The organism is Pseudomonas sp. KB_12 (genome assembly GCF_052114545.1).
In the GTDB taxonomy this organism is placed as follows: Bacteria; Pseudomonadota; Gammaproteobacteria; order Pseudomonadales; family Pseudomonadaceae; genus Aquipseudomonas; species Aquipseudomonas brassicacearum.
On record NZ_JBFREY010000033.1, the window covers coordinates 1 to 25,413 of the forward strand.

The 25,413-nt window shown below is 61.4% G+C and carries 24 protein-coding genes and 1 pseudogene; 10 read left to right on the plus strand and 15 right to left on the minus strand.

Annotated elements, in window-relative coordinates:
- Positions 1-153 precede the first annotated feature (153 nt).
- The 6 genes from msrQ to AB4Z20_RS22555 form a co-directional block, all read right to left on the minus strand.
- Positions 154-774: a protein-methionine-sulfoxide reductase heme-binding subunit MsrQ gene (gene msrQ / locus AB4Z20_RS22530; protein ID WP_253478280.1), complete on the minus strand. Its 621-nt coding sequence runs from the start codon at positions 772-774 to the stop codon at positions 154-156.
- Positions 774-1,787: a protein-methionine-sulfoxide reductase catalytic subunit MsrP gene (gene msrP / locus AB4Z20_RS22535; RefSeq protein ID WP_442090635.1), complete on the minus strand. Its 1,014-nt coding sequence runs from the start codon at positions 1,785-1,787 to the stop codon at positions 774-776. The genes msrQ and msrP overlap by 1 nt, the downstream gene beginning before the upstream one ends.
- Positions 1,788-1,862: 75 nt before the next feature.
- Positions 1,863-2,708, minus strand: coding sequence for a CDP-diacylglycerol--serine O-phosphatidyltransferase (gene pssA, locus AB4Z20_RS22540; protein WP_212798970.1), 846 nt, complete (start codon positions 2,706-2,708; stop codon positions 1,863-1,865).
- A gap of 145 nt (positions 2,709-2,853) precedes the next feature.
- Positions 2,854-3,870, minus strand: coding sequence for a ketol-acid reductoisomerase (gene ilvC, locus AB4Z20_RS22545; RefSeq protein WP_003185459.1), 1,017 nt, complete (start codon positions 3,868-3,870; stop codon positions 2,854-2,856).
- Positions 3,871-3,915: 45 nt separating this feature from the next.
- Positions 3,916-4,407 carry an acetolactate synthase small subunit gene (ilvN, locus tag AB4Z20_RS22550; RefSeq protein WP_003205610.1) on the minus strand — a complete coding sequence of 164 codons (492 nt, stop codon included), beginning with the start codon at positions 4,405-4,407 and terminating at the stop codon, positions 3,916-3,918.
- Positions 4,408-4,409: 2 nt separating this feature from the next.
- Complete coding sequence (locus AB4Z20_RS22555; protein ID WP_253478285.1) at positions 4,410-6,134, minus strand: acetolactate synthase 3 large subunit; 1,725 nt, start codon at positions 6,132-6,134, stop codon at positions 4,410-4,412.
- Positions 6,135-6,536: 402 nt separating this feature from the next.
- Here AB4Z20_RS22555 and AB4Z20_RS22560 point away from each other — a divergent pair, with 402 nt between their 5' ends.
- On the plus strand, positions 6,537-6,959 hold the full coding sequence (locus tag AB4Z20_RS22560) for a DUF4124 domain-containing protein (RefSeq protein WP_024618735.1): 423 nt from the start codon (positions 6,537-6,539) through the stop codon (positions 6,957-6,959).
- Between the two features lie 6 nt (positions 6,960-6,965).
- On the opposite strand, the gene AB4Z20_RS22565 is transcribed toward AB4Z20_RS22560, so the two are convergent.
- From AB4Z20_RS22565 to mrcB, 3 genes are read right to left on the minus strand one after another with little or no spacing between them, the layout of a single operon-like run.
- Positions 6,966-7,295 carry a YqcC family protein gene (locus tag AB4Z20_RS22565; protein ID WP_253478288.1) on the minus strand — a complete coding sequence of 110 codons (330 nt, stop codon included), beginning with the start codon at positions 7,293-7,295 and terminating at the stop codon, positions 6,966-6,968.
- The gene (locus tag AB4Z20_RS22570) at positions 7,295-8,014 is read right to left on the minus strand and encodes a tetratricopeptide repeat protein (protein WP_214512632.1); all 720 of its coding nucleotides are present in this window, start codon (positions 8,012-8,014) and stop codon (positions 7,295-7,297) included. The genes AB4Z20_RS22565 and AB4Z20_RS22570 overlap by 1 nt, the downstream gene beginning before the upstream one ends.
- 16 nt (positions 8,015-8,030) lie before the next feature.
- Positions 8,031-10,349 (minus strand): penicillin-binding protein 1B, encoded by a 2,319-nt coding sequence (gene mrcB / locus AB4Z20_RS22575; RefSeq protein WP_214512631.1) that lies wholly within the window; start codon positions 10,347-10,349, stop codon positions 8,031-8,033.
- A 119-nt stretch (positions 10,350-10,468) separates the two neighbouring features.
- On the opposite strand from mrcB, the gene AB4Z20_RS22580 reads away from it, so the two are divergent.
- The 3 genes from AB4Z20_RS22580 to AB4Z20_RS22590 all read left to right on the plus strand — a co-directional run bounded on the left by AB4Z20_RS22580 (position 10,469) and on the right by AB4Z20_RS22590 (position 12,959).
- Complete coding sequence (locus AB4Z20_RS22580; protein ID WP_253478291.1) at positions 10,469-12,025, plus strand: bifunctional aminoglycoside phosphotransferase/ATP-binding protein; 1,557 nt, start codon at positions 10,469-10,471, stop codon at positions 12,023-12,025.
- Between the two features lie 87 nt (positions 12,026-12,112).
- Positions 12,113-12,454: a pentapeptide repeat-containing protein gene (locus tag AB4Z20_RS22585; RefSeq protein WP_072411725.1), complete on the plus strand. Its 342-nt coding sequence runs from the start codon at positions 12,113-12,115 to the stop codon at positions 12,452-12,454.
- Positions 12,455-12,686: 232 nt separating this feature from the next.
- Positions 12,687-12,959, plus strand: coding sequence for a TfoX/Sxy family protein (locus AB4Z20_RS22590; RefSeq protein WP_214512629.1), 273 nt, complete (start codon positions 12,687-12,689; stop codon positions 12,957-12,959).
- 224 nt (positions 12,960-13,183) lie between these two features.
- Here the strand turns inward: AB4Z20_RS22590 and AB4Z20_RS22595 are convergent, their stop codons facing one another.
- The 4 genes and pseudogenes from AB4Z20_RS22595 to AB4Z20_RS22610 all read right to left on the minus strand — a co-directional run.
- The gene (locus tag AB4Z20_RS22595) at positions 13,184-14,038 is read right to left on the minus strand and encodes a ChaN family lipoprotein (protein ID WP_442090636.1); all 855 of its coding nucleotides are present in this window, start codon (positions 14,036-14,038) and stop codon (positions 13,184-13,186) included.
- A 16-nt stretch (positions 14,039-14,054) separates the two neighbouring features.
- Positions 14,055-14,822 (minus strand): heme ABC transporter ATP-binding protein, encoded by a 768-nt coding sequence (locus tag AB4Z20_RS22600; protein WP_253478296.1) that lies wholly within the window; start codon positions 14,820-14,822, stop codon positions 14,055-14,057.
- Positions 14,822-15,805: a FecCD family ABC transporter permease gene (locus tag AB4Z20_RS22605; protein ID WP_442090648.1), complete on the minus strand. Its 984-nt coding sequence runs from the start codon at positions 15,803-15,805 to the stop codon at positions 14,822-14,824. Before AB4Z20_RS22605 ends, AB4Z20_RS22600 begins: the two co-directional genes overlap by 1 nt.
- Before the next feature lie 92 nt (positions 15,806-15,897).
- A pseudogene (locus AB4Z20_RS22610) lies at positions 15,898-16,092 on the minus strand (hemin ABC transporter substrate-binding protein); the annotation flags it as partial.
- Between the two features lie 244 nt (positions 16,093-16,336).
- Here AB4Z20_RS22610 and AB4Z20_RS22615 point away from each other — a divergent pair.
- Entirely contained in the window at positions 16,337-16,654 is a 318-nt protein-coding gene (locus AB4Z20_RS22615; RefSeq protein ID WP_258689386.1) for a Rieske (2Fe-2S) protein, read from the plus strand.
- On the opposite strand, the gene sfsA is transcribed toward AB4Z20_RS22615, so the two are convergent.
- Positions 16,610-17,365 (minus strand): DNA/RNA nuclease SfsA, encoded by a 756-nt coding sequence (gene sfsA, locus AB4Z20_RS22620; RefSeq protein WP_214512625.1) that lies wholly within the window; start codon positions 17,363-17,365, stop codon positions 16,610-16,612. The two genes, AB4Z20_RS22615 and sfsA, sit on opposite strands and share 45 nt — an antisense overlap.
- Entirely contained in the window at positions 17,365-18,537 is a 1,173-nt protein-coding gene (locus AB4Z20_RS22625) for a pyridoxal phosphate-dependent aminotransferase (RefSeq protein ID WP_014340235.1), read from the minus strand. The genes sfsA and AB4Z20_RS22625 overlap by 1 nt, the downstream gene beginning before the upstream one ends.
- Positions 18,538-18,876: 339 nt before the next feature.
- On the opposite strand from AB4Z20_RS22625, the gene dksA reads away from it, so the two are divergent.
- The 5 genes from dksA (at position 18,877) to AB4Z20_RS22650 (ending at position 25,081) form a co-directional block, all read left to right on the plus strand.
- The gene (gene dksA / locus AB4Z20_RS22630; RefSeq protein WP_047229844.1) at positions 18,877-19,320 is read left to right on the plus strand and encodes an RNA polymerase-binding protein DksA; all 444 of its coding nucleotides are present in this window, start codon (positions 18,877-18,879) and stop codon (positions 19,318-19,320) included.
- A 221-nt stretch (positions 19,321-19,541) separates the two neighbouring features.
- Positions 19,542-20,432, plus strand: coding sequence for a tRNA glutamyl-Q(34) synthetase GluQRS (gluQRS, locus tag AB4Z20_RS22635; RefSeq protein ID WP_253478305.1), 891 nt, complete (start codon positions 19,542-19,544; stop codon positions 20,430-20,432).
- A 78-nt stretch (positions 20,433-20,510) separates the two neighbouring features.
- Positions 20,511-20,687 carry a hypothetical protein gene (locus tag AB4Z20_RS22640; protein WP_003176118.1) on the plus strand — a complete coding sequence of 59 codons (177 nt, stop codon included), beginning with the start codon at positions 20,511-20,513 and terminating at the stop codon, positions 20,685-20,687.
- Entirely contained in the window at positions 20,671-23,625 is a 2,955-nt protein-coding gene (locus tag AB4Z20_RS22645) for a sensor histidine kinase (protein ID WP_214512622.1), read from the plus strand. Before AB4Z20_RS22640 ends, AB4Z20_RS22645 begins: the two co-directional genes overlap by 17 nt.
- 22 nt (positions 23,626-23,647) lie before the next feature.
- Complete coding sequence (locus AB4Z20_RS22650; protein ID WP_253469432.1) at positions 23,648-25,081, plus strand: sigma-54-dependent transcriptional regulator; 1,434 nt, start codon at positions 23,648-23,650, stop codon at positions 25,079-25,081.
- Positions 25,082-25,413: the final 332 nt, after the last annotated feature.

Consider the following 25,413-nt stretch of genomic DNA (forward strand, 5'->3'; position numbering starts at 1 on the left):
CACCGCTCTACCTGCTCCTTCCGGGCCTCGATGAACTGAAGCCCAACACCTTCGAAACTTACTTAACTCATTGAATCTCAAGGAGTTTTCCGTTTCGACTGCGCCGGAAGTGGGGCGAATTATAGACTTCCAGAATCTGCCGTCAACACTTAATTACGCTTTTGTTGCAGAAGGGACTTTCCCACCCAGCAAACGCGGGATCCGGCGCATAACCGGCGGGACTCTTAGCATCAACAGTACAGCCCCTATAAAGGCGTATATCGCCCACTCCTTCAGATCTGCCCGCACGATCCACAGCATATGCAGCAACCCAAGCCCCAGGATCAGATAAACCAGGCGATGCAATTTCTTCCAACGCACGCCAAGCCGCCGCTGACTGTAGCGATTGGATGTAACCGCCAGCGCCAGCAGACCGAGAAACCCAAGCGCCCCGACAATAATGTAAGGCCGCTTGCTCAACTCGACGCCCAGCTGCGACCAGTCGAACCCCAATATGAAGGCCGCATACCCACTCAAATGCAGCACCACATAAGTAAAGCACCACAACCCCAACTGCCGCCTGACCGCAATCCACCCCGCCCATCCCGTCAGCTTTTGCAGCGGCGTCATGCTCAAGGTGATCAACAACAGGATCAACGTGCCCAACCCGAGCCGATCCACCAGCACCTTGCCCGGGTCAGGACCCAGCGAGTTCATCAAGGCTTCGTAAAGCCAGAACAAGGGCCAGACCGCCGCCGCGATGAAGACGCCGACTCGCCAGACTGGAAAACGCATCAGTAATCCTTCCTCAGGTCCATCCCTGCATATAAAGAAGCGACTTCATCCTGATAGCCGTTGAACATCAACGTATCGCGAACATTGGGACTGAACAGCCCGCTTGGTAAACGACGCTCATGCGCCTGGGTCCACCGCGGATGATCGACCGTCGGATTGACGTTGGCATAGAAACCGTATTCGTCAGACGCGATGCTCTGCCAAGTCGTCTTCGGCTGCTCACTCACCAGACTGATACGCACGATGGACTTCACACTTTTGAAACCGTATTTCCATGGGACCACCAACCGCAGCGGCGCGCCGTTCTGGTTCGGCAACTCCCGCCCGTACATTCCCACCGCCAGGATGGCCAACGGGCTCATGGCCTCATCCAATCGCAAGCCTTCGACATACGGCCAGTCGATCAAGGCGAAACCGGAACGCTGCCCCGGCATGACCTTGGGATCCTGCAGGGTTTCGAAGCGGATGTACTTGGCCTTGGAGGTCGGCTCGACCTGCTTGAGCAATGCAGAGATGGGGAAGCCAATCCACGGAATGACCATCGACCAGGCCTCGACACAGCGCAATCGATAGATACGTTCTTCCAGTTGATAAGGCCTCATGAAGTCTTCCAACCCGTAGCGTCCCGGCTTGCCCACCTCCCCGTCCACGACCACGCTCCAGGGTTCGGTCTTCAACGACCCAGCATTGGCTGCCGGGTCTCCCTTGTCAGTTCCGAACTCATAGAAGTTGTTGTAATGGGTTGCGTCCTTGAACGGCGTGATGAGCTCATTCTTGACCGTGACCGCGCCCCATTGGACTGAAGGCAGTTTCTCGGCAAACCAGGACGGCGCCTTGCCGGGCTCGACATCGGCATAACGCGCCGCATCGGCAGCACTGGCCCATCGAGGCAAGCTGCTGACGGCGAGGCCAGCCAGGGTTGCACCGAGCATTTGCCGACGGGATAGATAGAGGGATTCGGGCGTGACGTCCGATTCACGGCAGTCGGACGACTTGGGGATCTTGATCAGCATGACAACTCCGCAGTATTGGAGGGCAGGTGCACCAATAGACTGCGGAGTATGGAGGAAATTACATTAAGGCAACGTTTAGCGTCGGCGAAGGCGCAACAAGTATTGCACCGGTCCGGAGGCGGCATAGCCCAGGAACACCAACAACAGGATACGCGGCGGATCACTGAACACCACTGCGAACACCAGCACCACCGCCAGAATCGCCACGAACGGCACACGGCCCTTCAGGTCGAGCTCCTTGAAGCTGTTGTACTTGATGTTGCTAACCATCAACATCCCGGCCGCAGCAACCAGCAACGCCACCAGGAACGACATTTTCGACCCCTGGATGCCGTAGTCGCTGAATGCCCAGACAACACCTGCCACGACACCCGCCGCGGCCGGACTGGCCAGGCCGATGAAGTAACGCTTGTCAGCCTTGCCAACCTGAGTGTTGAAACGAGCCAGGCGCAACGCCGCCCCCGCCACATAGATAAAGGCAACCATCCAGCCGACCTTGCCCATGTCTCCCAGTGCCCAGCCGAACGCCAGCAAGGCGGGAGCCACGCCAAAGGCGACCATGTCGGACAGTGAATCATACTCGGCGCCAAACGCACTCTGGGTATTGGTCATGCGGGCCACACGCCCGTCAAGGCCATCGAGCACCATGGCGACGAAGATCGCAATGGCGGCGAACGCGAAGTAACGGCTCGCCCCTGCGCTATCCCCAGCGCTCAAGGCAGCCTGGGCACTCATGGAGTTGATGATGGAATAGAAACCGGCGAACAGGTTCGCGGTGGTGAACAGGTTCGGCAACAGATAGATGCCACGATGCCGGACCTTACGGCCTTCAGCGTCATGGCCTTCTTCGACGTGCTCATCGATGGGCAACAGGCTTTCGGCGTCAGGAGCCTGGTTTGGCTCGTCGGGACGTTCGCTCATGGACAATACCTTGCAACGGTGTGAAAAAATTCGACAGATGTCTGGGACGACGGTTCGGCCGCAAACGATGCAGCTTTATACCAGAAGCCACCGCCCAAACGAAAAAACGCGGCCGAGGCCGCGTTTTTTCGATCAAGTTCGCGACTTAGTTCTTGGCTTTGTCGACGATCTTGTTGGCACCGATCCACGGCATCATCGAGCGCAGTTGCTCGCCGATGATTTCGATACCGTGAGCGGCGTTGTTGCGACGCTTGGCGGTCATCGAAGGATAGCCGGTAGCGCCTTCGCTGATGAACATCTTGGCGTATTCGCCATCCTGAATACGTTTCAGGGCGTTGCGCATGGCCTGACGGGATTCGGCGTTGATGACTTCCGGACCGGTCACGTACTCGCCGTATTCGGCGTTGTTGGAGATCGAGTAGTTCATGTTGGCGATACCGCCTTCGTACATGAGGTCAACGATCAGCTTCAGTTCGTGCAGGCATTCGAAGTAGGCCATTTCTGGCGCGTAGCCAGCTTCAACCAGGGTTTCGAAACCGGCCTTGACCAGCTCGACGGTACCGCCGCACAGAACGGCTTGCTCGCCGAACAGGTCGGTTTCAGTCTCGTCCTTGAAGGTGGTTTCGATGATGCCGGTACGACCGCCACCCACGCCAGCAGCGTAGGACAGGGCCACGTTCTTGGCGTTGCCGGACGCATCCTGGTAGATCGCGATCAGGTCAGGAATACCGCCGCCTTTCACGAACTCGGAACGCACGGTGTGACCCGGGGCCTTCGGCGCGATCATGATCACGTCGAGGTCGGCACGTGGCACAACCTGGTTGTAGTGGATCGCGAAGCCGTGGGAGAAGGCCAGGGTGGCGCCTTTCTTGATGTTCGGTTCGATTTCGTTCTTGTACAGCGCCGATTGGAACTCGTCCGGGGTCAGGATCATGACCAGGTCGGCCGCAGCAACGGCAGAAGCCACGTCGGTCACTTTCAGGCCATGGGCCTCGGCCTTGGCAACGGTGGCCGAGCCTTTACGCAGGCCGACAGTCACGTCAACGCCGGAATCTTTCAGGTTGCACGCCTGGGCGTGACCTTGGGAGCCGTAGCCGATGATGGCGACTTTCTTGCCCTGGATGATCGACAGGTCGCAGTCTTTATCGTAGAAAACTTTCATGAATTTCCCCTATATCCGGCCGTTCAGGCCATTCGCTAATTTGGTTTAGATGCTCAGTACTTTGTCGCCACGGGCAATCCCGGTGACACCACTGCGTACGGTTTCCAGAATCGAGGCAGTGCCGATCGATTGAATGAAGCTGTCGAGCTTGTCGCTGGTACCGGTCAACTGAACGGTATAGACGCTGGCGCTGACATCGACGATCTGCCCACGATAAATATCGGTAGTGCGTTTGATCTCGGCGCGCTGGGCGCCGGTGGCCTTGACCTTGACCAGCATCAGTTCACGCTCGATGTGAGCGCTTTCCGACAGGTCCACCAGCTTGACCACCTCGATCAGCTTGTTCAGGTTCTTGGTGATCTGCTCGATGATTTCATCGTGCCCTACGGTGGTCAGCGTCAGACGCGACAGGGTCGGGTCTTCGGTTGGCGCCACGGTCAGGCTTTCGATGTTGTAGTTGCGCTGCGAGAACAGGCCCACTACACGAGACAGCGCACCCGGTTCGTTTTCCAGAAGCAGGGAAATAATATGTCGCATGATTAGGTACGCTCCGTCTTGCTCAGCCACATATCGCGCATGGAGCCGTCTTTGATCTGCATCGGGTAGACGTGCTCGCTGGTGTCGACCGCAATATCGATCACCACCAGGCGATCCTTCATGGCGAACGCTTCCTCCATCTTCGACTTCAAATCCTTCGATTCGGTGATGCGCACGCCAACGTGACCGTAGGCCTCTGCCAGCTTGACGAAATCAGGCAACGATTCCATGTACGAGTGCGAGTGACGGCTGCCGTAGCTCATATCCTGCCACTGGCGAACCATCCCCAACACGCCGTTGTTCAGGATCACGATCTTTACCGGCAAACCGTATTGCAGGCAGGTGGACAGTTCCTGGATGTTCATCTGGATGCTGCCTTCGCCCGTGACGCAGGCGACATCAGCCTCTGGGAAGCTCAACTTGATGCCCATGGCCGCCGGGAAACCGAAGCCCATGGTGCCCAGGCCGCCGGAGTTGATCCAGCGATTGGGTTTGTCGAACTTGTAGTACTGCGCAGCGAACATCTGGTGCTGGCCCACGTCGGAGGTCACAAAGGCATCGCCCTTGGTCACTTCGCACAGGGTTTCGATCACGGTCTGCGGCTTGATCACACTGCCGTCACCCTTGTCATAAGGGAACAGGCCACGATCGCCGCGCCATTCATCAACCTGCTTCCACCAGCTGGCCACGGACTCCTTGTTTGGAACCTCGCCGATTTCCTTGAGGATGGCGACCATTTCGGTCAGCACGCTCTCTACAGGACCGACAATCGGCACGTCTGCCTTGATGGTCTTGGAGATGGACGCTGGGTCGATATCGATGTGGATGATCTTGGCGTTCGGGCAGAATTTCGCCGGACCATTGATGACGCGGTCGTCGAAACGTGCGCCGACCGCCAGGATGACATCGGCGTGGTGCATCGCCAGGTTGGCGGTGTAGCTGCCGTGCATGCCGAGCATACCGATGAACTGACGGTCGGTGCCAGGGAACGCACCCAGGCCCATCAGCGTATTGGTGACCGGCAGGTTAAGCATTTTCGCCAGTTCGGTCAGCGGCGCGGAGCCACCGCCGAGGATCACGCCACCACCGGAGTACAGCACCGGGCGCTTGGCCGCCAGGAGCATTTCGGCTGCCTTGCGGATTTGCCCGGAGTGGCCGCGTACGGCCGGGCTGTAGGAACGCAGCTTGGCTTTTTTCGGGAAGATGTATTCGAACTTCTCGGCCGGGTTGGTCATGTCCTTCGGAATATCGACCACGACCGGGCCCGGACGACCGGATTCAGCCAGGTAGAAGGCCTTCTTCATGACTTCCGGGATCTCCGACGCATGCTTGATCATGAAGCTGTGCTTCACGATTGGCCGGGAGATACCGATCATGTCGGTTTCCTGGAATGCATCGGTCCCCACCAGGGTGCTGGGCACCTGGCCGGAAATGATCACCATCGGGATGGAGTCCATGTACGCGGTGGCGATACCGGTGATGGCGTTCGTGGCGCCTGGACCGGAAGTCACCAGTACCACGCCGGCCTTGCCGGTGGCACGGGCATAGCCGTCAGCCATATGCGTGGCCGCCTGCTCGTGACGAACCAGGATGTGGGTCACTTCCGGTTCTTTGAACAGGGCATCATAGACATGAAGAAGAGCACCACCGGGGTACCCGTAGATATATTTGACGCCTTCGTCACGCAAAAAGCGGACGAGCATCTCACCGCCAGATAAAAGCTCCACGTTGTTCACCTCTAAAACGCCAGAATACCGACCCACAAAAAAGGGGACGGGTCTTAATAGGTTTACTTCTCGGCAGAGCATGAGCGACGGTGGTCGCCGACTACGTCAGCACTGACTGAGCAAGTATTGGGATCGTCCCAAGTGTTGCGGGCCTTTCCCACCCAGCGCGAGGTAACGCGTTGCGGGTGTAACAGGTCGGCGCGGATGTGCGCCTCATGATCTGCTGAGTGGGTCTGCTTCTGGCAGTCCCTCTACAGCGGACTTTGGATTCTTCTGTTTCGCCTCCTTCAAGTCAAGTCGTCTATGTGCTTTATTCGAAGTAAGCGCATGAGAACGCAAGAAAAAACCTTTAAACGGCAACTGTGTTAGCTTCAATTGCGCAACCCATGACAAGGAAACAGCATGCGAATGATTTTCTTGACGGCCAGCCTGCTGGTTGGCCTGAGCCCGATGTGCATGGCCGGTCAGGTCTACAAATGGGTGGACGCCCAGGGCGTTACCCACTTCGGCGCCCAGCCGCCCGAAGGCACGGAGGCCACGACCGTGATCAAGTCCGCCCCGCCGCCCGCCAAACCGGCGGCACCGCCGTCTGGCGGAGTCATTGGCGACCAAAAGGCCATCGACCAACAGGTCAAGAAACAGATTGCCGAGCAGGAAGCCCAACTCAAGGCGTTCTGCGAACAGGCCCGGACCAACCTGGCGCAATTGCAGAACAATCCCAGGGTGCGGGAAGACGTGGAGGGGGAAATGCGCCGCCTCACCGATGAGGAGCGGCGCCTGCGGATCGACGAGACCCGCAAGCAAATCGAGGAGAACTGTCAGTAACGCCGGTCAGCCGGCGTTGCTGATCAACTGATCGAACTGCGCCAGCAGCCGCTGCAACTCGATGCCCTGCCCTGGCCGCTGGGCATAGACCATCTCGGCCATGGCAAGGATGCCCGAGGCGTTGGGCAGCGGCAGGTCGTTTTCCAGGATGGCTTTCATCCTGGGCAGGAAAATCCATTGCAGCCATTGCTCGAAGTCCAGGGTGTCGACCGCGAACGGCTCGACACTGGCCAGCGCCTGCGTCGAAGGAGACACATCGCTCCACCAGCCCTGGACCCGCAGTTCCCGCTCGATCAACAGCAACTGATCGGCGATCTGAGGAAAACGCGTATCCATCAGAGCGAAACCTTGGCCTTCTGACGGGCCAATGCCGCGCCAGCGGAATCGCCCTGTTTCTCACGGGCCTGGGCGATCAATCCCCACAGGCTGGCCTGAAGCGCCGGACGACCACTGGAGAATGTCAGGCCACGACGGGCCAGCTGTTCGGCTTGCGGCGCATCGCCTTGGGCCATGCGCACCTGGGCCAGGCGATAAAGCACCTGAGGTTCGCGCGGCGCGACACGTTGGGCACGCTCCAGGCTGGAAGACGCACCGTTGAGGTCGCCGCCGGCCTGTTGTTGTTGCGCGGTGGTCAGCAGGGCCAGCACCGGGCCGTCGAGCTGTTCATCGGCGGACAGGCCACCGGCGCCTGCCGACGGGATGCTGCTCGGCGTCGAAGGCATGCTGTAGCTGCCCTGATCGATCGGCGAGGTTTCGATTGGCCCGGGGGTGATCGGGCCCGGCGTGATCGGTGTGCTGCTGATCGGCGCCGAGGTCGTCGCGCCGCCACCTGGCACCATCACGACGACACCGGTGTCGCCCTGCGGGATTGCCTGAACCTGACCCTGCGCCGGCCGCTTCACCGTCGTCTGACGGAAACCGCCGTTGGCAGAAACCCGCTCACTGTTGGAAACAGCGGTGCCGGAGTCAACGACCGGAATCGAACCACGTTGTACGGTAGAGCAACCACTGAGCAAAGCCACGGCCGTTACCGCTGGAATCAACCACTTGTTCACTTGAAACCCTCTTTGCTTAATTCATCCAGTCCTTGACCCAATCCATCACCGATTCGGCGGGATTCGTGCCGCCACAGGCAGCACCGGGTGGCGGTTCGCTACCGCGAATATACGGCATCTGCACAGCGCCCGGGCAATTGGCATCGGAGCCTTGCCCCGTGCGCGAATCGACCCACGCCTGGACGATGTTGTCCGGTTGCGGCATGTCCAGCGGCAACGGGTCGGCCTTGCGCATGAAACTGGTCCAGACCTGCAGCGCACCGGTGGCACCGGTGAACGGGGTCTTGCCGTTGTCATCACGTCCGAGCCAGACCACTGCCAGCAGGTCCTGGCTGAAACCGGCAAACCAGCTGTCGCGCGAGTCGTTACTGGTGCCGGTCTTACCCGCCAGGGTCAGGGTCCGAGGCAGCACGTTATAGACCGAACTGCCGGTGCCTTCACGCATGACTCGCTGCATCGCGCTCTGGATCAGGTAAATGGAGGCTGGATCGAAACGCTGCTGGATCTGGAATGGATAACGCTTGAGCGGCTCGCCATCGGCGGTCAGCACGCTGCGGATCCCGCGCATCGGCGTATTGAAACCGCCGTTGGCCAGCGTCTGGTACATGGCCGCCACTTCGATCGGCGTAAGGCCACCGGCGCCCAACAACATCGATGGGAACGCCGGGAGTTCGCGACTCACCCCCAGGCGCGCCAAGGTCTTGAGTACGTTCGGGACGCCGACTTCAAGCCCGAGGCGAGCCGTCGACAGGTTGTAGGAATGCGCCAGCCCCTGGTACAGGAACACCGTGCCATGGGAGCGTCGATCATAGTTCTGCGGTTTCCAGACCTGGCCATCGGCACCCTTGACGGAGAACGTCTCGTCCGACAACCAACTGGTCAGCGTGTATTGGCTCGGCTTTTCCAGGGCGGTGAGGTAAACCGCCGGCTTGATCAGCGAGCCAATCGGGCGCACCGCATCCAGCGCCCGGTTGAAACCGGCGAAACTGGCCTGCCGGCTGCCGATCATGGCCTGGACTTCGCCGGTTTCCGGGTTGGTCACCACCATGGCCGCTTCGACTTCGTCGGCGCCCTTGCGCCCACCCAGTCGCTTGAAGGTGTCCTCGACCGAGGCTTCGGCCTTCATCTGCAGGATCGGGTCGAAACTGGTGAAGATGCGCAGGCCTTCTTCGGTCAAGTCTTCGTCGCGGTAGTCTTCCCGCAGCTGACGCTTGACCAGGTCCATGAAGCCGGGGAACGAACTGTCTGCCAGGCTGCCACGCTTGGTCACGCCCAACGGCATCTTTTTCGCCGCCTCGACTTGCTCGGCCGTCGCCACACCCTGTTGTTGCAGCAGGTCGAGCACCAGGTTGCGCCGTTCGAGGGCGCGTTCCGGATTACGACGCGGGTTATAGGAAGACGGTCCCTTGACCATGCCCACCAACAACGCCACCTGATGCAACTTGAGCTCGGACAGCGGTTGACTGAAGAAGAACTGGCTGGCGAGGCCGAAACCGTGCACCGCCCGCTGACCGTCCTGGCCGATAAATACCTCGTTGAGGTACGCCTCCAGGATCTCCGGCTTGTCGTAGTGCAGCTCCAGCAACAACGCCATCATGGCTTCGGTGAGCTTGCGGGTCAGGCTGCGTTCGTTGGTCAGGTAGAAGTTCTTGACCAACTGTTGGGTCAGCGTACTGCCGCCCTGGCGCATGTGGCCCGAGGAGGTATTGACCCAGATGGCCCGGGCAATCGACTTGGGCGAGACGCCGAAGTGATGGTAGAAGTCGCGATCTTCGACGGCGATCAGCGTATCGAGCAGGAACGGCGGCACCTGGTCGATCTTGATCAGGATCCGGTCTTCGAGGTTCTTGGGGTACAGGCCACCAATGAGCAGCGGCTCAAGGCGCACCACCGACAGGCTTGCGTTGTTGGCGCCGGTCAGCGCAGCGACATAATCGCCGGAAAAGCGCACCCGCACCGGTTGCGCCTGCTCCATGCCCTCATAGAACTGGAAGCCACGGGTATTGAGGTCGATGGTATTGCCATTGACCGAGGCCGCACCCGGGCCATTGGCCACGCTTTCACGGCGATAACCCAAGGCATCGAGCTCGGTCAGGAAATCATCCTTACTCAGCTTCTGTCCGACGAACAGCTCCAACGGCCGGGCATAGACCTTGGCCGGAATGGTCCAGCGCTTGCCGGAGAACTTCTCCTGGACCACGGCATCGAGATAGACCGCAAAACCGGCGAGCACGACGAGGCCCACCAGGCTGAGTTTAAGGGCCCAGCCCAGCCAGGGCCGCAGGCGGCTGGCGGGTGGTTTCTTGGGGGTACGGGGGGATCGGGTACGAGTCATGGCGGCGGATTATACGCACTTTGCCTCGGTTCAACATGAGCCCTCCACGCGGTTTGCGTTAGCGCGGCTTGCGGCCATAATGACGGCCTTGAATTTTTCCAGTCTATGAAGGACCGCCCGTGAGCCAATCCCTGATCGCTGCCCTGCAAAACCCGGCCCTCTACCCGCATCCCGTCGAAGGGTTCCAGGTCATCGAGACCCACATTTCCTGGGTATTGCTCACTGGGCCATACGCCTACAAATTCAAAAAACCGGTCAACTTCGGCTTCCTCGACTTCACCAGCCTCGAGGCGCGAAAGCACTTCTGTGGTGAGGAGTTGCGCCTCAACCAACGCCTGACCCAGGACCTGTACCTGGACGTCCTGCCGATTACCGGCAGCGCCGAAGCGCCACAGCTGGGTGGCGACGGCCCGGCCATCGAGTACGCCCTGAAGATGCGTCAGTTCCCGCAGAGCGAACTGCTCAGCACGTTGCAAGCCAACGGCGAACTGACCACCGCGCACATCGACGAGATGGCCGCGCAGATCGCCCAGTTCCACCTCTCCACGCCCAAGGTACCAGCTGACAACGACGCTGGTACCCCGCAAAGCGTGATGGCACCAGTGCTGCAGAACTTCGAACAGATCCGCCCGTTCCTCAGCGACAAGGCCGACCTGTTGCAACTCGAAGCCCTGCAAGCCTGGGCCGAAAGCAGTTTCGAACGCCTCAAGCCGCTGTTCACCCAACGCAAGGCCGAAGGTTTCATCCGCGAATGCCACGGTGATATCCACCTGGGCAACGCCACCGTGATCGACGGCAAGGTGGTGATTTTCGATTGCATCGAGTTCAACGAACCGTTCCGTTTCACCGACGTCTACGCCGACACTGCGTTCCTGGCGATGGACCTGGAAGACCGCGGCCTGAAATCGCTGGCACGGCGCTTCGTCAGCCAGTACCTGGAACTGACCGGTGACTACCAGGGCCTGGAGCTGCTGAACTTCTATAAAGCCTACCGCGCCCTCGTCCGGGCCAAAGTCGCGCTGTTCAGCATGCCGGCCGAAGCCGATCCGGTACAGCGCGCCACCACCCTGCGCCAATATCGTAACTACGCCAACCTGGCCGAAAGCTACAGCACCATTCCTTCGCCTTTCCTGGCCATCACCCACGGTGTTTCGGCTGTCGGCAAAAGCCATGTCGCAATGCGCCTGGTCGAGGCACTGGGTGCCATTCGCCTGCGTTCGGACGTGGAGCGCAAGCGCCTGTTCGGCCAGCAACAGGTCCCCAACGATCCACAGGCCGGCATCTATAGCAGCGACGCCAGCAGCGCCACCTACGCCCGCCTGCATGAAATCGCCGCGGCGATCCTGCGCGCCGGCTTCCCGGTCGTGATCGATGCCACCTACCTCAAGCACGATCAGCGCGACGCCGCGGCAAAAGTCGCCGAGGCCACCGGAGCTCCGTTCCTGATCCTCGACTGCGATGCGCCGCAAGCGGTCATCGAAAGCCGCCTGGCACAACGTCAGGCCGACCAGAAAGACCCCTCCGATGCGAATCTGGCGGTCATTGCCGCACAACAATCCAGTCGCGAAGCCCTGACCCCGGCGGAAATTCTCTGCAGCAAACGGGTCCAAACCAACGAAAGCGGCACACTCGACATCGTGGTCGCGCAGATCCGTCAGCGCCTGCCAAGCCTGTAACTATTTCGGCCGTGAAGCGATGCCCGGCTTCACGGCCGTCAAATAGTGGCACTATACTGGCGTCATAAAACCAACAGGTGATATGAAATGAGTCTCCCCAAGCTTCTCACTACCCCGCTTTATGCCCTGCTGCGCAAAGACGATATCGCCGGGTTCAACAGCGAACGCCCACAAGGTCCAGTCGACATGCGCGGCGGCGATTTTCGAGGCCTTGATCTGCGGGAACTGAACGCGGACGACGTTGATTTCAGCGACGCCTACTTCCGCTCCGCCGATCTGCGTGGCATCGATTTTCGCAAGTCGTCACTGGAAGGCGCGAGCCTGGCCCACGCGCAAATCTCCGGTGCCTACTTCCCGCCGGAGCTGTCTGCGGACGAGATCCTGATGTCGATGAACTTCGGCACCCGGTTGCGCTACCGCACTCGCTGAACCTGTTTGAAGCGGGTCGGCCAGCGAGCGGACCTGCCACAGACTGAAACGGATCTCCAGCGCCCCCGCTTGCGCTGGAGCATGTAGTTTGCAGCCTTTTCCCACCCCATCGTGCGTAATGCCTTAGAAGCTTTTGCGTCGAATCCGACCAAACAATCACGCTTTTCCTACTGACCGCTACACTGCTCAGAAGCTTGCCCACTGCACCAATCGGCCATCGCAAGGAGGCTCGATGAATGATGAACTGCAACACCTGAAGAATCTGGGCAAGACATCAGCCCAGTGGCTGCACGCCGTGGGCATTCACAGTGCCTCGGATCTACGCCGGCTTGGCGCGGTGGACGCCTATCGCGCCGTGCGCACTCGGGGCTTCCGGGCCTCCAAGGTGTTGCTGTACGCCATCGAGGGCGCGTTGATGGATGTGCATTGGAATGACATCCCCGCCGAGCGCAAAGAAGCCCTGAATAAACAGCTGGACGCCATTTCAACGCGCCATAAGCCCTGACGCCCCTTTCGTTTCCAGCGCGAACCCTGGCCGCGAGGTTATTTCGGCGAATCGCAAAAACAATGTTTGACATGGTAATGAGAATCGCTATGATTACCACATCCGGTCGCGAGACTGGTCGATATTTGAACAGCCCTTGGTTCGGACTCTCAGATATCTCCTCATCAGGCTAATCACGGTTATTTGACCCGGCTTTTGCCGGGTCTTTTTTTGCCTGTAGAAAATCACTTCCCGGCGTGTTCGCGCATCTGCGCACAGTAATCCTGTGGCGGCATGGCCGGCGTGTACCACACGTAATCCGCCATGGCCGACGTCACCTCGCTGCCCTCCTCGGCCAGCATCAGGACGACCGGTGCCTCGCTCGCGCCAAGATCCAGCGCATGCAGCGGCACGCCGACATCCTTTCGCGCATGCCAGGCACCGGCGAACAGCAGTGCCGGTGTCGGCGCTTGCAGCAGGCGTTCGGTCATGCGTCGGTCACGCTGCTGCTGCACGGCCAGCATCGCCGGCATCTGCGACTCAGGCAGCAAACCGCAGTGGGATTCACGGATTTGCCCCAACAACGCGTCCTTCACAGTGGCTGCATTGGAGCGAGTGCCCATCAAGCTGGGGGCTTGTCGATAGAAACGCTGGATCTCGGCGGCGTCCAGATTGGCGGCCAGCAACGGATAGCGTTGCGCCAGGACAAACTCGACGACGGGGCCATACAGGCTCCAATCCCAGCCGGGCGACCAGTCCAGTGCGCCGGGCAGGTCTTTCGGCAAGGCGGGTAACTGGCGGACCGAATCAACGCGTGGCTGCTGGGCGGGGGTGAGCATTTCCAGCAACAGGCTGCCCTGGGCCCGCTGCCCGGCCAGGGCCTGGAGCAGCCAGGCCTGCAGTGCGTGGTGATCGCGATTGTCGTGCCGCTCCCCCACCACCACCCGAGGCGCCGTTGCCAAGCGTTCGACCAATGCCTGGGGTGTCACGGCCTGGCCATTGTGCAAATCACGGATTCGTCCGCCGAGTGGGGGCGGTGCGATGCTCTGACACGCCGTCAGTACACTCAATGCCAGAATCAGGAGCAGGCGCACGGCCATATCCTCCAGGGCGCCCTCAGCGGGCAATGATCAATGGATGCCCGCGCTCCGGATGGTCTTGCACCAGCACGTCCAGGCCAAACACCGCCTTGAGCGGTTCCGGGCGCAGGACGTGCCGGGGCGTGTCCAGGGCCACCGGCCGACCGGCCGCGAGCAGTAACAGGCGATCACAGTAACGCGCCGCCAGGTTCAGGTCATGCAGGATCACCAGCACGGCAGCGCCGCGACTGGCGAACTCACGCACCGCCTGGAGGATGGTGTGCTGGTGCAGCGGATCAAGCATCGAGGTCGGCTCGTCCAGCAACAGGGTTTGCCCCGCTTCACCCGGCCACAACTGCGCCAACACCCGCGCCAGGTGCACCCGCTGACGTTCGCCGCCGGACAACGCCAGGTAACTGCGACCGTGCAGATGCGCGGCGTCTGCCGCTTGCAGCGCCAAGGCGACGATTTGCTCGTCGCGCACTCGACCACTCTGGTGCGGCAGGCGCCCCATGCCGACGACCTCCTCGACACGGAAGGCGAAATCCAGGGTCGAGGACTGCGGCAAGACCGCCAGGCGCCGGGCGCGCTCGGCACCCTGCCACTGGGCGAGTGGCCGATCATCGAGCCAGACCTGCCCCTGGGCCGGGCGCAATTCGCCGCACAGGCCCGCCAGCAAAGTACTTTTACCTGCGCCGTTGGGCCCAAGCACTCCGAGTACTTCGCCAGGGTTGAGCGCGAGATCGACGTCCGCCAGCACCGTCTTGCGGCCACGTTGAATGTGCAGGTTCTGCGCTCGCAGCATCAGGCGCGCCCTCGCATCAATAGAAAAAGGAAAAACGGCGCGCCGATGAAGGCCGTGACGATGCCGATTGGCAATTCCGCAGGGGCCAGTGCCAGGCGCGCCACCAGATCGGCGAACAACAGCAGGCTTGCGCCCGCCAACACCGAAGCAGGCAGCAACACACGGTGGTCGGGGCCCGCCACCAGCCGCACCAGATGCGGCACTACCAGCCCGACGAAGCCAATCATGCCCGCAGCCGCCACCGCAGCGCCAACCCCCAAGGCCGTACAAAACACCAGTTCACGCTTGAGGCTTTCGACGTTAACGCCCAGGTGGGCAGCCTCGGACTCCCCCAGCAACAGCGCATTGAGCTCCCGGGCCCGGCGTGGCAGCCAGAGCGCCACGCCGGTGCTGACCAGCAACAGCGGCCACAACCGCGCATAGCTCGCGCCGTTGAGACTGCCCAGGTTCCAGAACGTCAGGGTGCGCAGGGTCGCGTCATCCGCCAGGTAGGTGAACAGACCGACGGCCGAACCGGACAGTGCGGTCAGGGCAATACCGGCCAGGAGCATGGTTGCGACATGGGTCTGGCCGTTGCGTCGTCCGAGACGATAGACCAGCGCCGTAACGCCGAGCCCGCCAAGGAATGCACACAACGAAAGCACGTAGGGGCCAAAGGCTTCGGGCCACCCACCCAGCGCCGAGCCACCGACAATGGCGAACGCGGCGCCCAGCGCCGCACCGCTGGACACGCCCACCAGCCCCGGGTCCGCCAGTGGGTTGCGAAACAGTCCCTGCATCGCCACACCGGACAACGCCAACACTCCGCCCACCGCCAACCCCAGCAAGGTGCGCGGCAAACGGATCTGGCCGAGGATCAGTTCGGCCTGCTCCAGGCCGTCGGCGGCCACCGGCAAGCCCAACAGGCGCAAGGCGGCGCGCAAGGTGTCGAGCAGCGGCAAGCTCACCGGCCCCAGGGCCAGGGACAGCCAGGTTGCCAGCAGACACAGCAGGCCCAGGCCGATGAACAAGGTGCGTGGCTTGATCAACGAGGTCATGGCGCCGTGGCCGACGCAACCGGATAGAAGCCTGCTGTCATCGTCACCAGGCTTTGTGGCAACCGCGGGCCCAATCCGCCTACCAACAGCGTCGACTCGCCCCCCAGCGCACCGACCCACTCCGACACGGCGCCGCCGGCACTGACCCAGCGCTGCGGCAATTGGGCCGCGCTGGCCCCCTGGTTGAGCAACAGTGCGACACAGAGCGCAGCAACGCGGATGTTCAGGCGCATCGGGCAGCTTTCCTCAAAGAAGTTTTTCACAGGACCGGGCATGGCCAAGTATCCTCAGCCACCTGTGAAGAAGGCGCCATTTGATAATTGTGTTCATTTGACCGTCAAGCGTGAACCTTTTGCCACACGAAACCTTGTGGGGGCGAGCTTGCTCGCGATAGCGGCGTGTCAGTCACGGAGATGTTGAATGTGTCGCCGTCATCGCGAGCAAGCTCGCTCCCACAGTTTTTTACCAAGGACACACATGAAGTTTCTCTGTACCGCCGCCCAATTGCCCGACAACGGCAGTCGCGGTTTCGACCTCGATGGACGCAAAGTACTGGCCGTGCGACGCGCCGGCCAGGTGTATGCCTATCTCAACCGCTGCCCGCACCGGGGCGTGCCGCTGGAATGGCAACCCGACCAGTTCCTCGACGCCAGCGCCAGCCTGATCCAGTGCGCCACCCACGGCGCGCTGTTTTTGATCGAGAGCGGCGAATGCGTGGCGGGTCCCTGCGCCGGTCAGTTCCTGGTAGCCCTAGACAGCCGGGAGGACGAGCAAGGCATCTGGATCAAGTTGTAGCGGTTCGAGCAATACCGGCAACGCACGGTCCACCCACATCTGCTCGGGCGTCAGCGTGACCCCGTAGGCCAGCACCTCCACACCCGCCGCCACCGCATCACGCAGGGCAGCGGCGTACACCGGATCGATTTCCTCTGCCGGGCGCACCGCTTCGATGCCGCTCAGGTTCACACAATACAGCTGTACCGCCCGCACACCTTCCCGGGCCAGGCAAGCGAGTTCCCTCAGATGCTTGGCCCCGCGCAGGGTCACCGCATCGGGAAACGCCGCCACATTCGTGCCATCGAACCCCAGCGTGACACTTTTGACTTCGACCCAGGCCGAGCCTCGGTCGTAGTCCAGGCGAAAATCGATACGGCTGTTTTCCACCCCATAAGCCACTTCACGCTTGAGCCCGGTAAACCCGTTCAGTTCACTGATGACCCCGGCGCGCAAGGCTTCTTCGATCAACGCATTGGCCCGCGCGGTATTGATGCAGGCGAGCCGCCCTTGAGGGGTCTCGCCGATTTCCCAGGTGCCGGGCAACTTGCGCTTGGGGTCGCTGGAGCGACTGAACCAGACACGCGCACCTTCAGCCATGCAATTGAGCATCGAGCCGGTGTTAGGGCAGTGAATAGTGAGCAGTTCGCCATGAACGGTTTCGATATCGGCGAGAAAACGCTTGTAACGTCGAATCAAGCGACCTTCTTCCAACGCAGGGGAAAAATGCATCAGCCTTGCCAGCTCCGTAGTCCGCGTTCGATTCGTGCCACCGCTTCCTGTAGCCGCGGCAGGCTCTGGGTGTAGGCGAAACGCACATGATGGCCGGCCTGATGACGACCGAAATCCAGGCCCGGCGTGAAGGCCACGTGTTCGGTTTCCAGGAAGTGCTGGCAGAACGCAAAGGCATCGCCGCCGAACGCACTGATATCGGCGTAGAGGTAAAACGCCCCTTCCGGCTCCACCGCAATACCGAAGCCCAACTCACGCAGTGCCGGCAGTAGAAAGTCACGGCGCCGTGCAAACTCGGCCCGCCGCTGCTCGAAGATCTCGATGGTCGCGGGCTCGAAACAGGCCAGTGCGGCGTACTGGGCCATGCTCGGCGCACTGATGTAGAGGTTTTGCGCGAGCTTTTCCAGCTCGCCGACAGCCGCCGAAGGGGCCACCAGCCAGCCAAGTCGCCAGCCGGTCATGCCGAAATACTTGGAGAAACTGTTAAGGACAAAGGCGTCGTCATCGACTTCCAGCACGCTGGCGGCGTCGGTGCCGTAGGTCAGGCCATGATAGATCTCGTCCACCACCAGATGGCCGTTATGGCCCTTGATGGCCTTGGACAGCCCCGCCAGCTCGTCCCGGGTGAGAATCGTCCCGGTCGGGTTGGCCGGTGAGGCCACCAACGCACCGACGCTGTCCTGGTCCCAATGGCGGTTCACCAGGTCTGGCGTCAATTGGTAACGCACCTCGGGCCCCACCGGCACCAATTGCGCCGCCCCTTCGACCAGGCGCAGGAAATGCCGGTTGCACGGATAACCGGGGTCGGCCAGCAGCCAGTGCTTGCCGGGGTCCACCAGCAAGGCGCTGGCCAGCAACAGCGCGCCAGACCCGCCCGGGGTCACGAGGATGCGCCGGGGGTCAATCTCCACCCCATAACGCTGGCCGTAGAAACCGGCGATGGCCTCGCGCAGTTCTGGAATGCCACGGGCCGCGGTGTAACGGGTCTTGCCCGCCGCCAGCGCGGCCTGGCCGGCCTGGATGATTGGCTCGGCGGTGGTGAAGTCCGGTTCGCCGATCTCCAGGTGGATGACGTCATGCCCGGCGGCCTGCAGTTCGTTGGCACGGGCCAGCAACGCCATCACATGGAAAGGTTCGATGGCGCGGCTGCGCGCACTGTAGGGCTGAGCCATTGGCCTTCCTTCAGGGGGAAAAAGGACTGATTCTACCCAAGTCCGGAACAACTGCGGGAACGAGCGCGAACCCAAAGCGGTCTGAGCCCTCGGATTGCAGGAAATGACTCCCGCGATTGGCCCAGGCTTGACTAGAATCAAGCATTGAGCAGGTTTAAATCCCCACCGAAGCGAACCCGGTCACGTTTTACAAGCCCCGGCCGCCGCAGGCTCGACAACCGGGAGTAGCGCGGCCCGATTTGATCTGGTAAGTTCGCCCGCTTGCAGCCGCAGGGCCGGCAGGTGTCGGTGATGGAGCAATCCTGCGTAGTGGATTACAAGAGTAGAGGCGGTCCATTCATGCCCACCCAAGCAAAGCAAAATCAAAATCAGTCGCTCAGCGGGTTTGAGCCTTACGTCCCGCAAGCTGGCGAAGAGTACATGGGTGCCCCCATGCGCGCGCACTTCACCAAGATCCTGAACAAGTGGAAACAGGACTTGATGCAGGAAGTCGACCGCACCGTGGATCACATGAAAGACGAAGCGGCCAACTTCCCCGACCCGGCCGACCGTGCCAGTCAGGAAGAAGAGTTCAGCCTCGAGCTGCGCGCCCGTGATCGCGAGCGCAAGCTCATCAAGAAAATCGACAAGACCCTGCAACTGATCGAAGACGAAGAATACGGTTGGTGCGAGTCCTGCGGCGTCGAGATCGGCGTCAAGCGACTCGAAGCCCGTCCGACCGCCGACATGTGTGTCGACTGCAAGACCCTGGCTGAAATCAAGGAAAAACAAGTCGGCAAATAATCGCCGGGGCTGTCACCGAAACGGAGCGTTCATACGCTCCGTTTTTTGTTTCCGATGCTTTCAATATCCCTGTGGGGGCGAGCTTGCTCGCGATAGCAGCGGGTCAGCCCGCATTGATGTGACAGGTACACCGCTATCGCGAGCAAGCTCGCTCCCACAGGGGATATGCTTCGGCATCAAGATTTGTATTCCTACCGCCCGGACTCAGTAACATTCGCCCTATGACTGCCACCGCCCCCTACATCGGCCGCTTCGCCCCCACCCCCAGCGGCCACTTGCATTTCGGTTCGCTGGTCGCCGCACTGGCGTCGTACCTGGATGCCCGCGCCGTGGGCGGGCGTTGGTTGCTGCGCATGGAAGACCTCGACCCGCCCCGGGAAGAACCGGGCGCACAAGCGGCGATACTCAAGGCACTGGAAAGCTACGGGTTCGAATGGGACGGCGAGATGGTTCGCCAGAGCGAGCGCCATGACGCCTACGATCAGGTCATCAACCGACTGTTCAGCCAAGGCCTGGCCTACGCCTGCACCTGTTCGCGCAAACAACTGGAAGCGTATCAGGGCATTTATCCGGGGCTGTGCCGCAATGCCGGGCACGGCACCGAGGACGCCGCCATCCGTCTGCGCGTCCCCGAGCTTGAGTACCACTTCACCGACCGGGTCCAGGGCGAGTTCCGCCAGCACCTGGGCCGTGAGGTCGGCGACTTCGTGATCCGCCGCCGCGACGGGCTCTACGCCTATCAATTGGCCGTGGTCCTGGACGATGCCTGGCAAGGCGTGACCGATATCGTGCGCGGCGCCGACCTGCTGGACTCCACGCCGCGCCAGCTCTACCTGCAAGAACTGCTCGGGTTGCCGCAACCGCGTTACCTGCACGTGCCGCTGATCACCCAGCCTGATGGGCACAAGCTCGGTAAATCCTACCGCTCACCGCCCCTGGCGGCCGATCAGGCCACGCCATTGCTGTTACGGGCGTTGCGCGCGCTGGGCCAGCAACCGGGCCTCGAACTGGTCGATGCCAGCCCACGCGAACTGCTGGCTTGGGGCATTCGCCACTGGGATGCAGGCAAGATCCCGCGCACACTGAGCCTGCCCGAAGCGCAAATACGTTGACGGCCCTTGCAGCTTGGCGCCCATCCGTTACCATCGCCGCACGTTTTTTGGGCACGCGCATAAATTAGAGAGGCCGGGATGTATATCTATCGCTTGGTCCTGCTCCTGGTAGTGGGGATTTATCTGTTCTCCCCGGCCATCATGGATTGGTGGATCGATGCCACGGGTGCCTGGTATCGGCCGTATCTGCTCTGGCTGATCCTGATTGTCGTGACCTTCATCCTGCAGAGCCAAAAAGATGCCGATGAGCTTTAGCCTGACCCAGATGGTCCTGATCAGCGCTGCCTACCTGGCAGTGCTGTTCGGCGTAGCCTGGATCAGCGAACGAGGCATGATCCCCCGAGCGATCATCCGCCACCCGCTGACCTACACCCTGTCGCTGGGTGTCTATGCCAGCGCATGGGCGTTCTATGGCACGGTCGGGCTGGCCTACCAGTACGGCTATGGTTTCCTCTCCAGTTACCTGGGGGTATCAGGGGCGTTCCTGCTGGCGCCGGTGTTGCTCTACCCGATCCTGAAAATCACCCGCACCTACCAACTGTCGTCGCTGGCCGACCTGTTCGCCTTTCGCTTTCGCAGCACCTGGGCCGGCGCGCTGACCACGATCTTCATGCTGGTCGGGGTGCTGCCGCTGCTGGCCCTGCAGATCCAGGCCGTGGCCGACTCCATCAGCATCCTGACCCGCGAGCCGGTGCAGCACCGGGTGGCATTGAGCTTCTGCGTACTGATCATCCTGTTCACGATTTTCTTCGGCTCCCGACACATCGCCACGCGGGAAAAACACGAAGGCCTGGTGTTCGCCATCGCTTTCGAATCGGTGATCAAGCTGATTGCCATCGGTGGGGTCGGCCTCTATGCCCTGTATGGCGTGTTCGATGGCCCGCAACAGCTGGAAGTGTGGCTACTGCAGAACCAGACGGCCCTCGCCGCCCTGCACACACCGTTGCAGGAAGGCCCATGGCGCACGCTGTTGCTGGTGTTCTTCGCATCGGCCATCGTGATGCCGCACATGTACCACATGACCTTTACCGAAAACCTCAACCCGCGCTCGCTGGTAAGCGCCAGTTGGGGCCTGCCGCTGTTCCTGCTGCTGATGAGCCTGGCGGTACCGCTGATCCTCTGGGCCGGCTTGAAGCTGGGCGCCAGTACCAATCCGGAATATTTCACCCTGGGCATCGGCATCGCCGCCAACAGCAAGGCCCTGGCGTTGCTGGCGTATGTCGGCGGCCTGTCGGCGGCCAGCGGCTTGATCATCGTCACCACGCTGGCATTGTCGGGCATGGCCCTCAACCACCTGGTGCTGCCGCTCTACCAGCCACCGGCCGAAGGCAATATCTACCGCTGGCTGAAATGGACACGGCGGGCGCTGATCGTCGCGATCATCATGGCCGGCTACGGTTTCTACCTGATGCTGGGTGAGGGACAGGACTTGGCCAACCTGGGCATCGTCGCCTTCGTTGCCACCTTGCAGTTCCTGCCCGGCGTACTGTCGGTGCTGTATTGGCCGACCGCCAACCGCCGCGGCTTCATCGCCGGCCTGCTGGCAGGGATCCTGGTGTGGCTGGTCGCGATGCTGTTGCCGCTGTTGGGCAACCTTCAGGGCTTCTATATTCCGCTGCTGAACATGATCTACGTGCTCGACGACACCAGTTGGCATATGGCGGCCATCGCCTCCCTGGCGGCGAACGTGCTGATGTTCACCCTGATCTCGCTGTTCACCAACGCCAGCAGCGAAGAGGCCAGCGCCGCCGAAGCTTGCGCGGTGGACAATGTCCGCCGCCCGCAGCGTCGCGAACTGCACGCCGCCTCGCCCCAGGAATTCGCCACGCAACTGGCCAAGCCCTTGGGCGCCAAGGCCGCGCAAAAAGAAGTCGAACAGGCCCTGCGCGACCTCTACCTGCCCTTCGATGAACGTCGTCCGTATGCCTTGCGTCGCCTGCGGGACCGGATCGAGGCCAACCTGTCCGGCCTGATGGGCCCCAGCGTGGCCCAGGACATGGTCGAGACGTTCCTGCCCTACAAGGCCGGCGGCGAGAACTACGTCACCGAAGACATCCACTTCATCGAAAGCCGCCTCGAGGATTACCATTCGCGCCTCACGGGCCTTGCCGCCGAACTGGACGCCTTGCGCCGTTACCACCGCCAGACCCTGCAGGAACTGCCGATGGGCGTGTGCTCCCTGGCCAAGGACCAGGAAATCCTGATGTGGAACAAAGCCATGGAAGAGCTCACCGGGATCGCGGCCCAGCGCGTGGTCGGTTCACGCCTGAGCACCCTGGGCGAACCGTGGAAAGGCTTGTTGCAAGGTTTCATCGACCTGCCGGACGAGCACTTGCACAAACAGCACCTGGCCCTCGACGGCCAGACCCGTTGGCTGAACCTGCACAAGGCGGCGATCGACGAGCCGCTGGCACCCGGTAACAGCGGCCTGGTGCTGCTGGTCGAAGACCTGACCGATACCCAGATGCTCGAAGACAAGCTGGTCCACTCCGAACGACTGGCAAGCATCGGCCGGTTGGCCGCCGGGGTGGCCCACGAAATCGGCAACCCGATCACCGGCATCGCCTGCCTGGCGCAGAACCTGCGCGAAGAACGCGAGGACGACGGCGAGCTGACGGAAATCAGCGGCCAGATCCTCGAACAGACCAAGCGCGTGTCGCGCATCGTCCAGTCGCTGATGAGCTTCGCCCATGCTGGCGGTCACCAGCACAATGACGAGCCCGTCTGTCTGGCCGAAGTGGCCCAGGATGCCATTGGTCTGCTGGCGCTCAACCGGCGCAATTTCGAAGTGCAATTCTTCAACCTGTGCGATCCGGACCATTGGGTCGATGGCGACCCCCAGCGGCTCGCCCAGGTGTTGATCAACCTGCTATCCAACGCGCGGGACGCCTCACCGGCCGGCAGCGCGGTGCGGGTCAAGAGTGAAGCCTTCGAACACACGGTCGACCTGATCGTCGAAGACGAAGGCAGCGGTATCCCACAGAACATCATGGACCGATTGTTCGAACCTTTCTTCACCACCAAGGATCCTGGCGAAGGCACCGGTCTGGGCCTCGCACTGGTCTATTCCATCGTTGAAGAGCATTATGGACAAATCACCATCGACAGCCCGGCCGATGTACAAAGCCAACGCGGCACCCGTATCCGGGTGACCTTGCCGCGTCATGTCGAAGCGACGTCCGCTGTGAACTGAGACCGTCGAGAGAATCGAATCAATGCCGCACATTTTGATCGTCGAAGACGAAACAATTATCCGCTCCGCCTTGCGCCGCCTGCTGGAACGCAACCAGTACCAGGTCAGCGAAGCCGGTTCAGTGCAGGAAGCACAAGAACGTTTCAGCATTCCAACGTTTGACCTGATCGTCAGCGACCTGCGCCTGCCTGGCGCCCCGGGTACCGAGCTGATCAAGCTCGGCCAGGGCACACCCGTGCTGATCATGACCAGTTACGCCAGCCTGCGCTCGGCGGTCGACTCCATGAAAATGGGTGCGGTGGACTACATCGCCAAACCGTTCGACCACGACGAGATGCTCCAGGCCGTGGCCCGCATCCTGCGTGACCGACAGGCGGCGACCAGCAACCCGGCGGAACCCGTCGGCAAGGCCAGTGCCTCGGCGAAAGCCGGCGCCAGCAACAATAATGGCGAAATTGGCATCATCGGTTCCTGCCCGCCCATGCAGGACCTGTACAGCAAGATCCGCAAAGTGGCGCCGACCGACTCCAATGTCCTGATCCAGGGCGAGTCCGGTACCGGCAAGGAGCTGGTAGCCCGCGCCCTGCACAATCTGTCACGCCGGGCCAAGGCGCCGATGATCTCGGTGAACTGCGCGGCGATTCCGGAGAGCCTGATCGAGTCCGAACTGTTCGGCCACGAGAAAGGTGCGTTCACCGGTGCCAGCGCCGGGCGCGCAGGCTTGGTGGAAGCGGCGGACGGCGGCACGCTGTTCCTCGATGAAATTGGCGAACTGCCACTGGAAGCCCAGGCGCGGTTGCTGCGGGTGCTGCAGGAAGGCGAAATCCGCCGCGTCGGCTCGGTGCAGTCGCAAAAGGTCGATGTGCGCCTGATCGCGGCCACCCACCGTGACCTCAAGAGCCTGGCGAAGATCGGCCAGTTCCGCGAAGACTTGTATTACCGCTTGCACGTGATCGCCTTGAAGCTGCCCGCCCTGCGCGAGCGTGGCGCGGACGTCAATGAAATCGCCCAGGCATTCCTGGCTCGCCAGAGCGCGCGGGTCAACCGCACCGATCTCAAGTTCGCCCCGGACGCCGAACAGGCCATCCGTCATTACGCCTGGCCGGGTAACGTTCGCGAGCTGGAAAACGCGGTCGAGCGGGCGGTGATCCTGTGCGAGAGCCCGGAAATCTCTGCCGAGCTGCTGGGCATCGACATCGAACTGAGCGACCTGGACGACGAAGAGTTCATCGGCCTGGCCCCGCAACAGGGCGGCGCTGCCAACAACACCAGCCACGAGCCCACCGAAGACCTGTCCCTGGAAGACTACTTCCAGCACTTCGTCCTGGAGCACCAGGACCACATGACCGAGACCGAACTGGCACGCAAACTGGGCGTAAGCCGCAAGTGCCTGTGGGAACGTCGCCAACGCCTGGGGATTCCACGGCGCAAGACCGGTGCGACCAGCGAAAGCTGAGGTGTGGGGGTAACACCGCTGAATGTGAAAAAACTGTTACCTCAACTTTTTCACGTAACAGAAGCCGGGGTTTACGGTAACGAAACCCCGGCTTTTTTTCGCCCCGAAAAAATGGTTATAACCCTAGAACCCCCGGTTCCGCTGGGCCTCGCAAAAGTTGGCACGCCCCCTGCTATAGCTTTGGTACAAGAACAATAACAAGCAATGCAAAAGACAATAAAAATAAGACGAATCGACTCACGCACAATAAAAACAAGACGGCGAGAGGCGCAGCTAACTGATTCTTTTGGAGAGGCGTTGTATTTGGGGCTTGCCCCACAACCAGGCCGAGA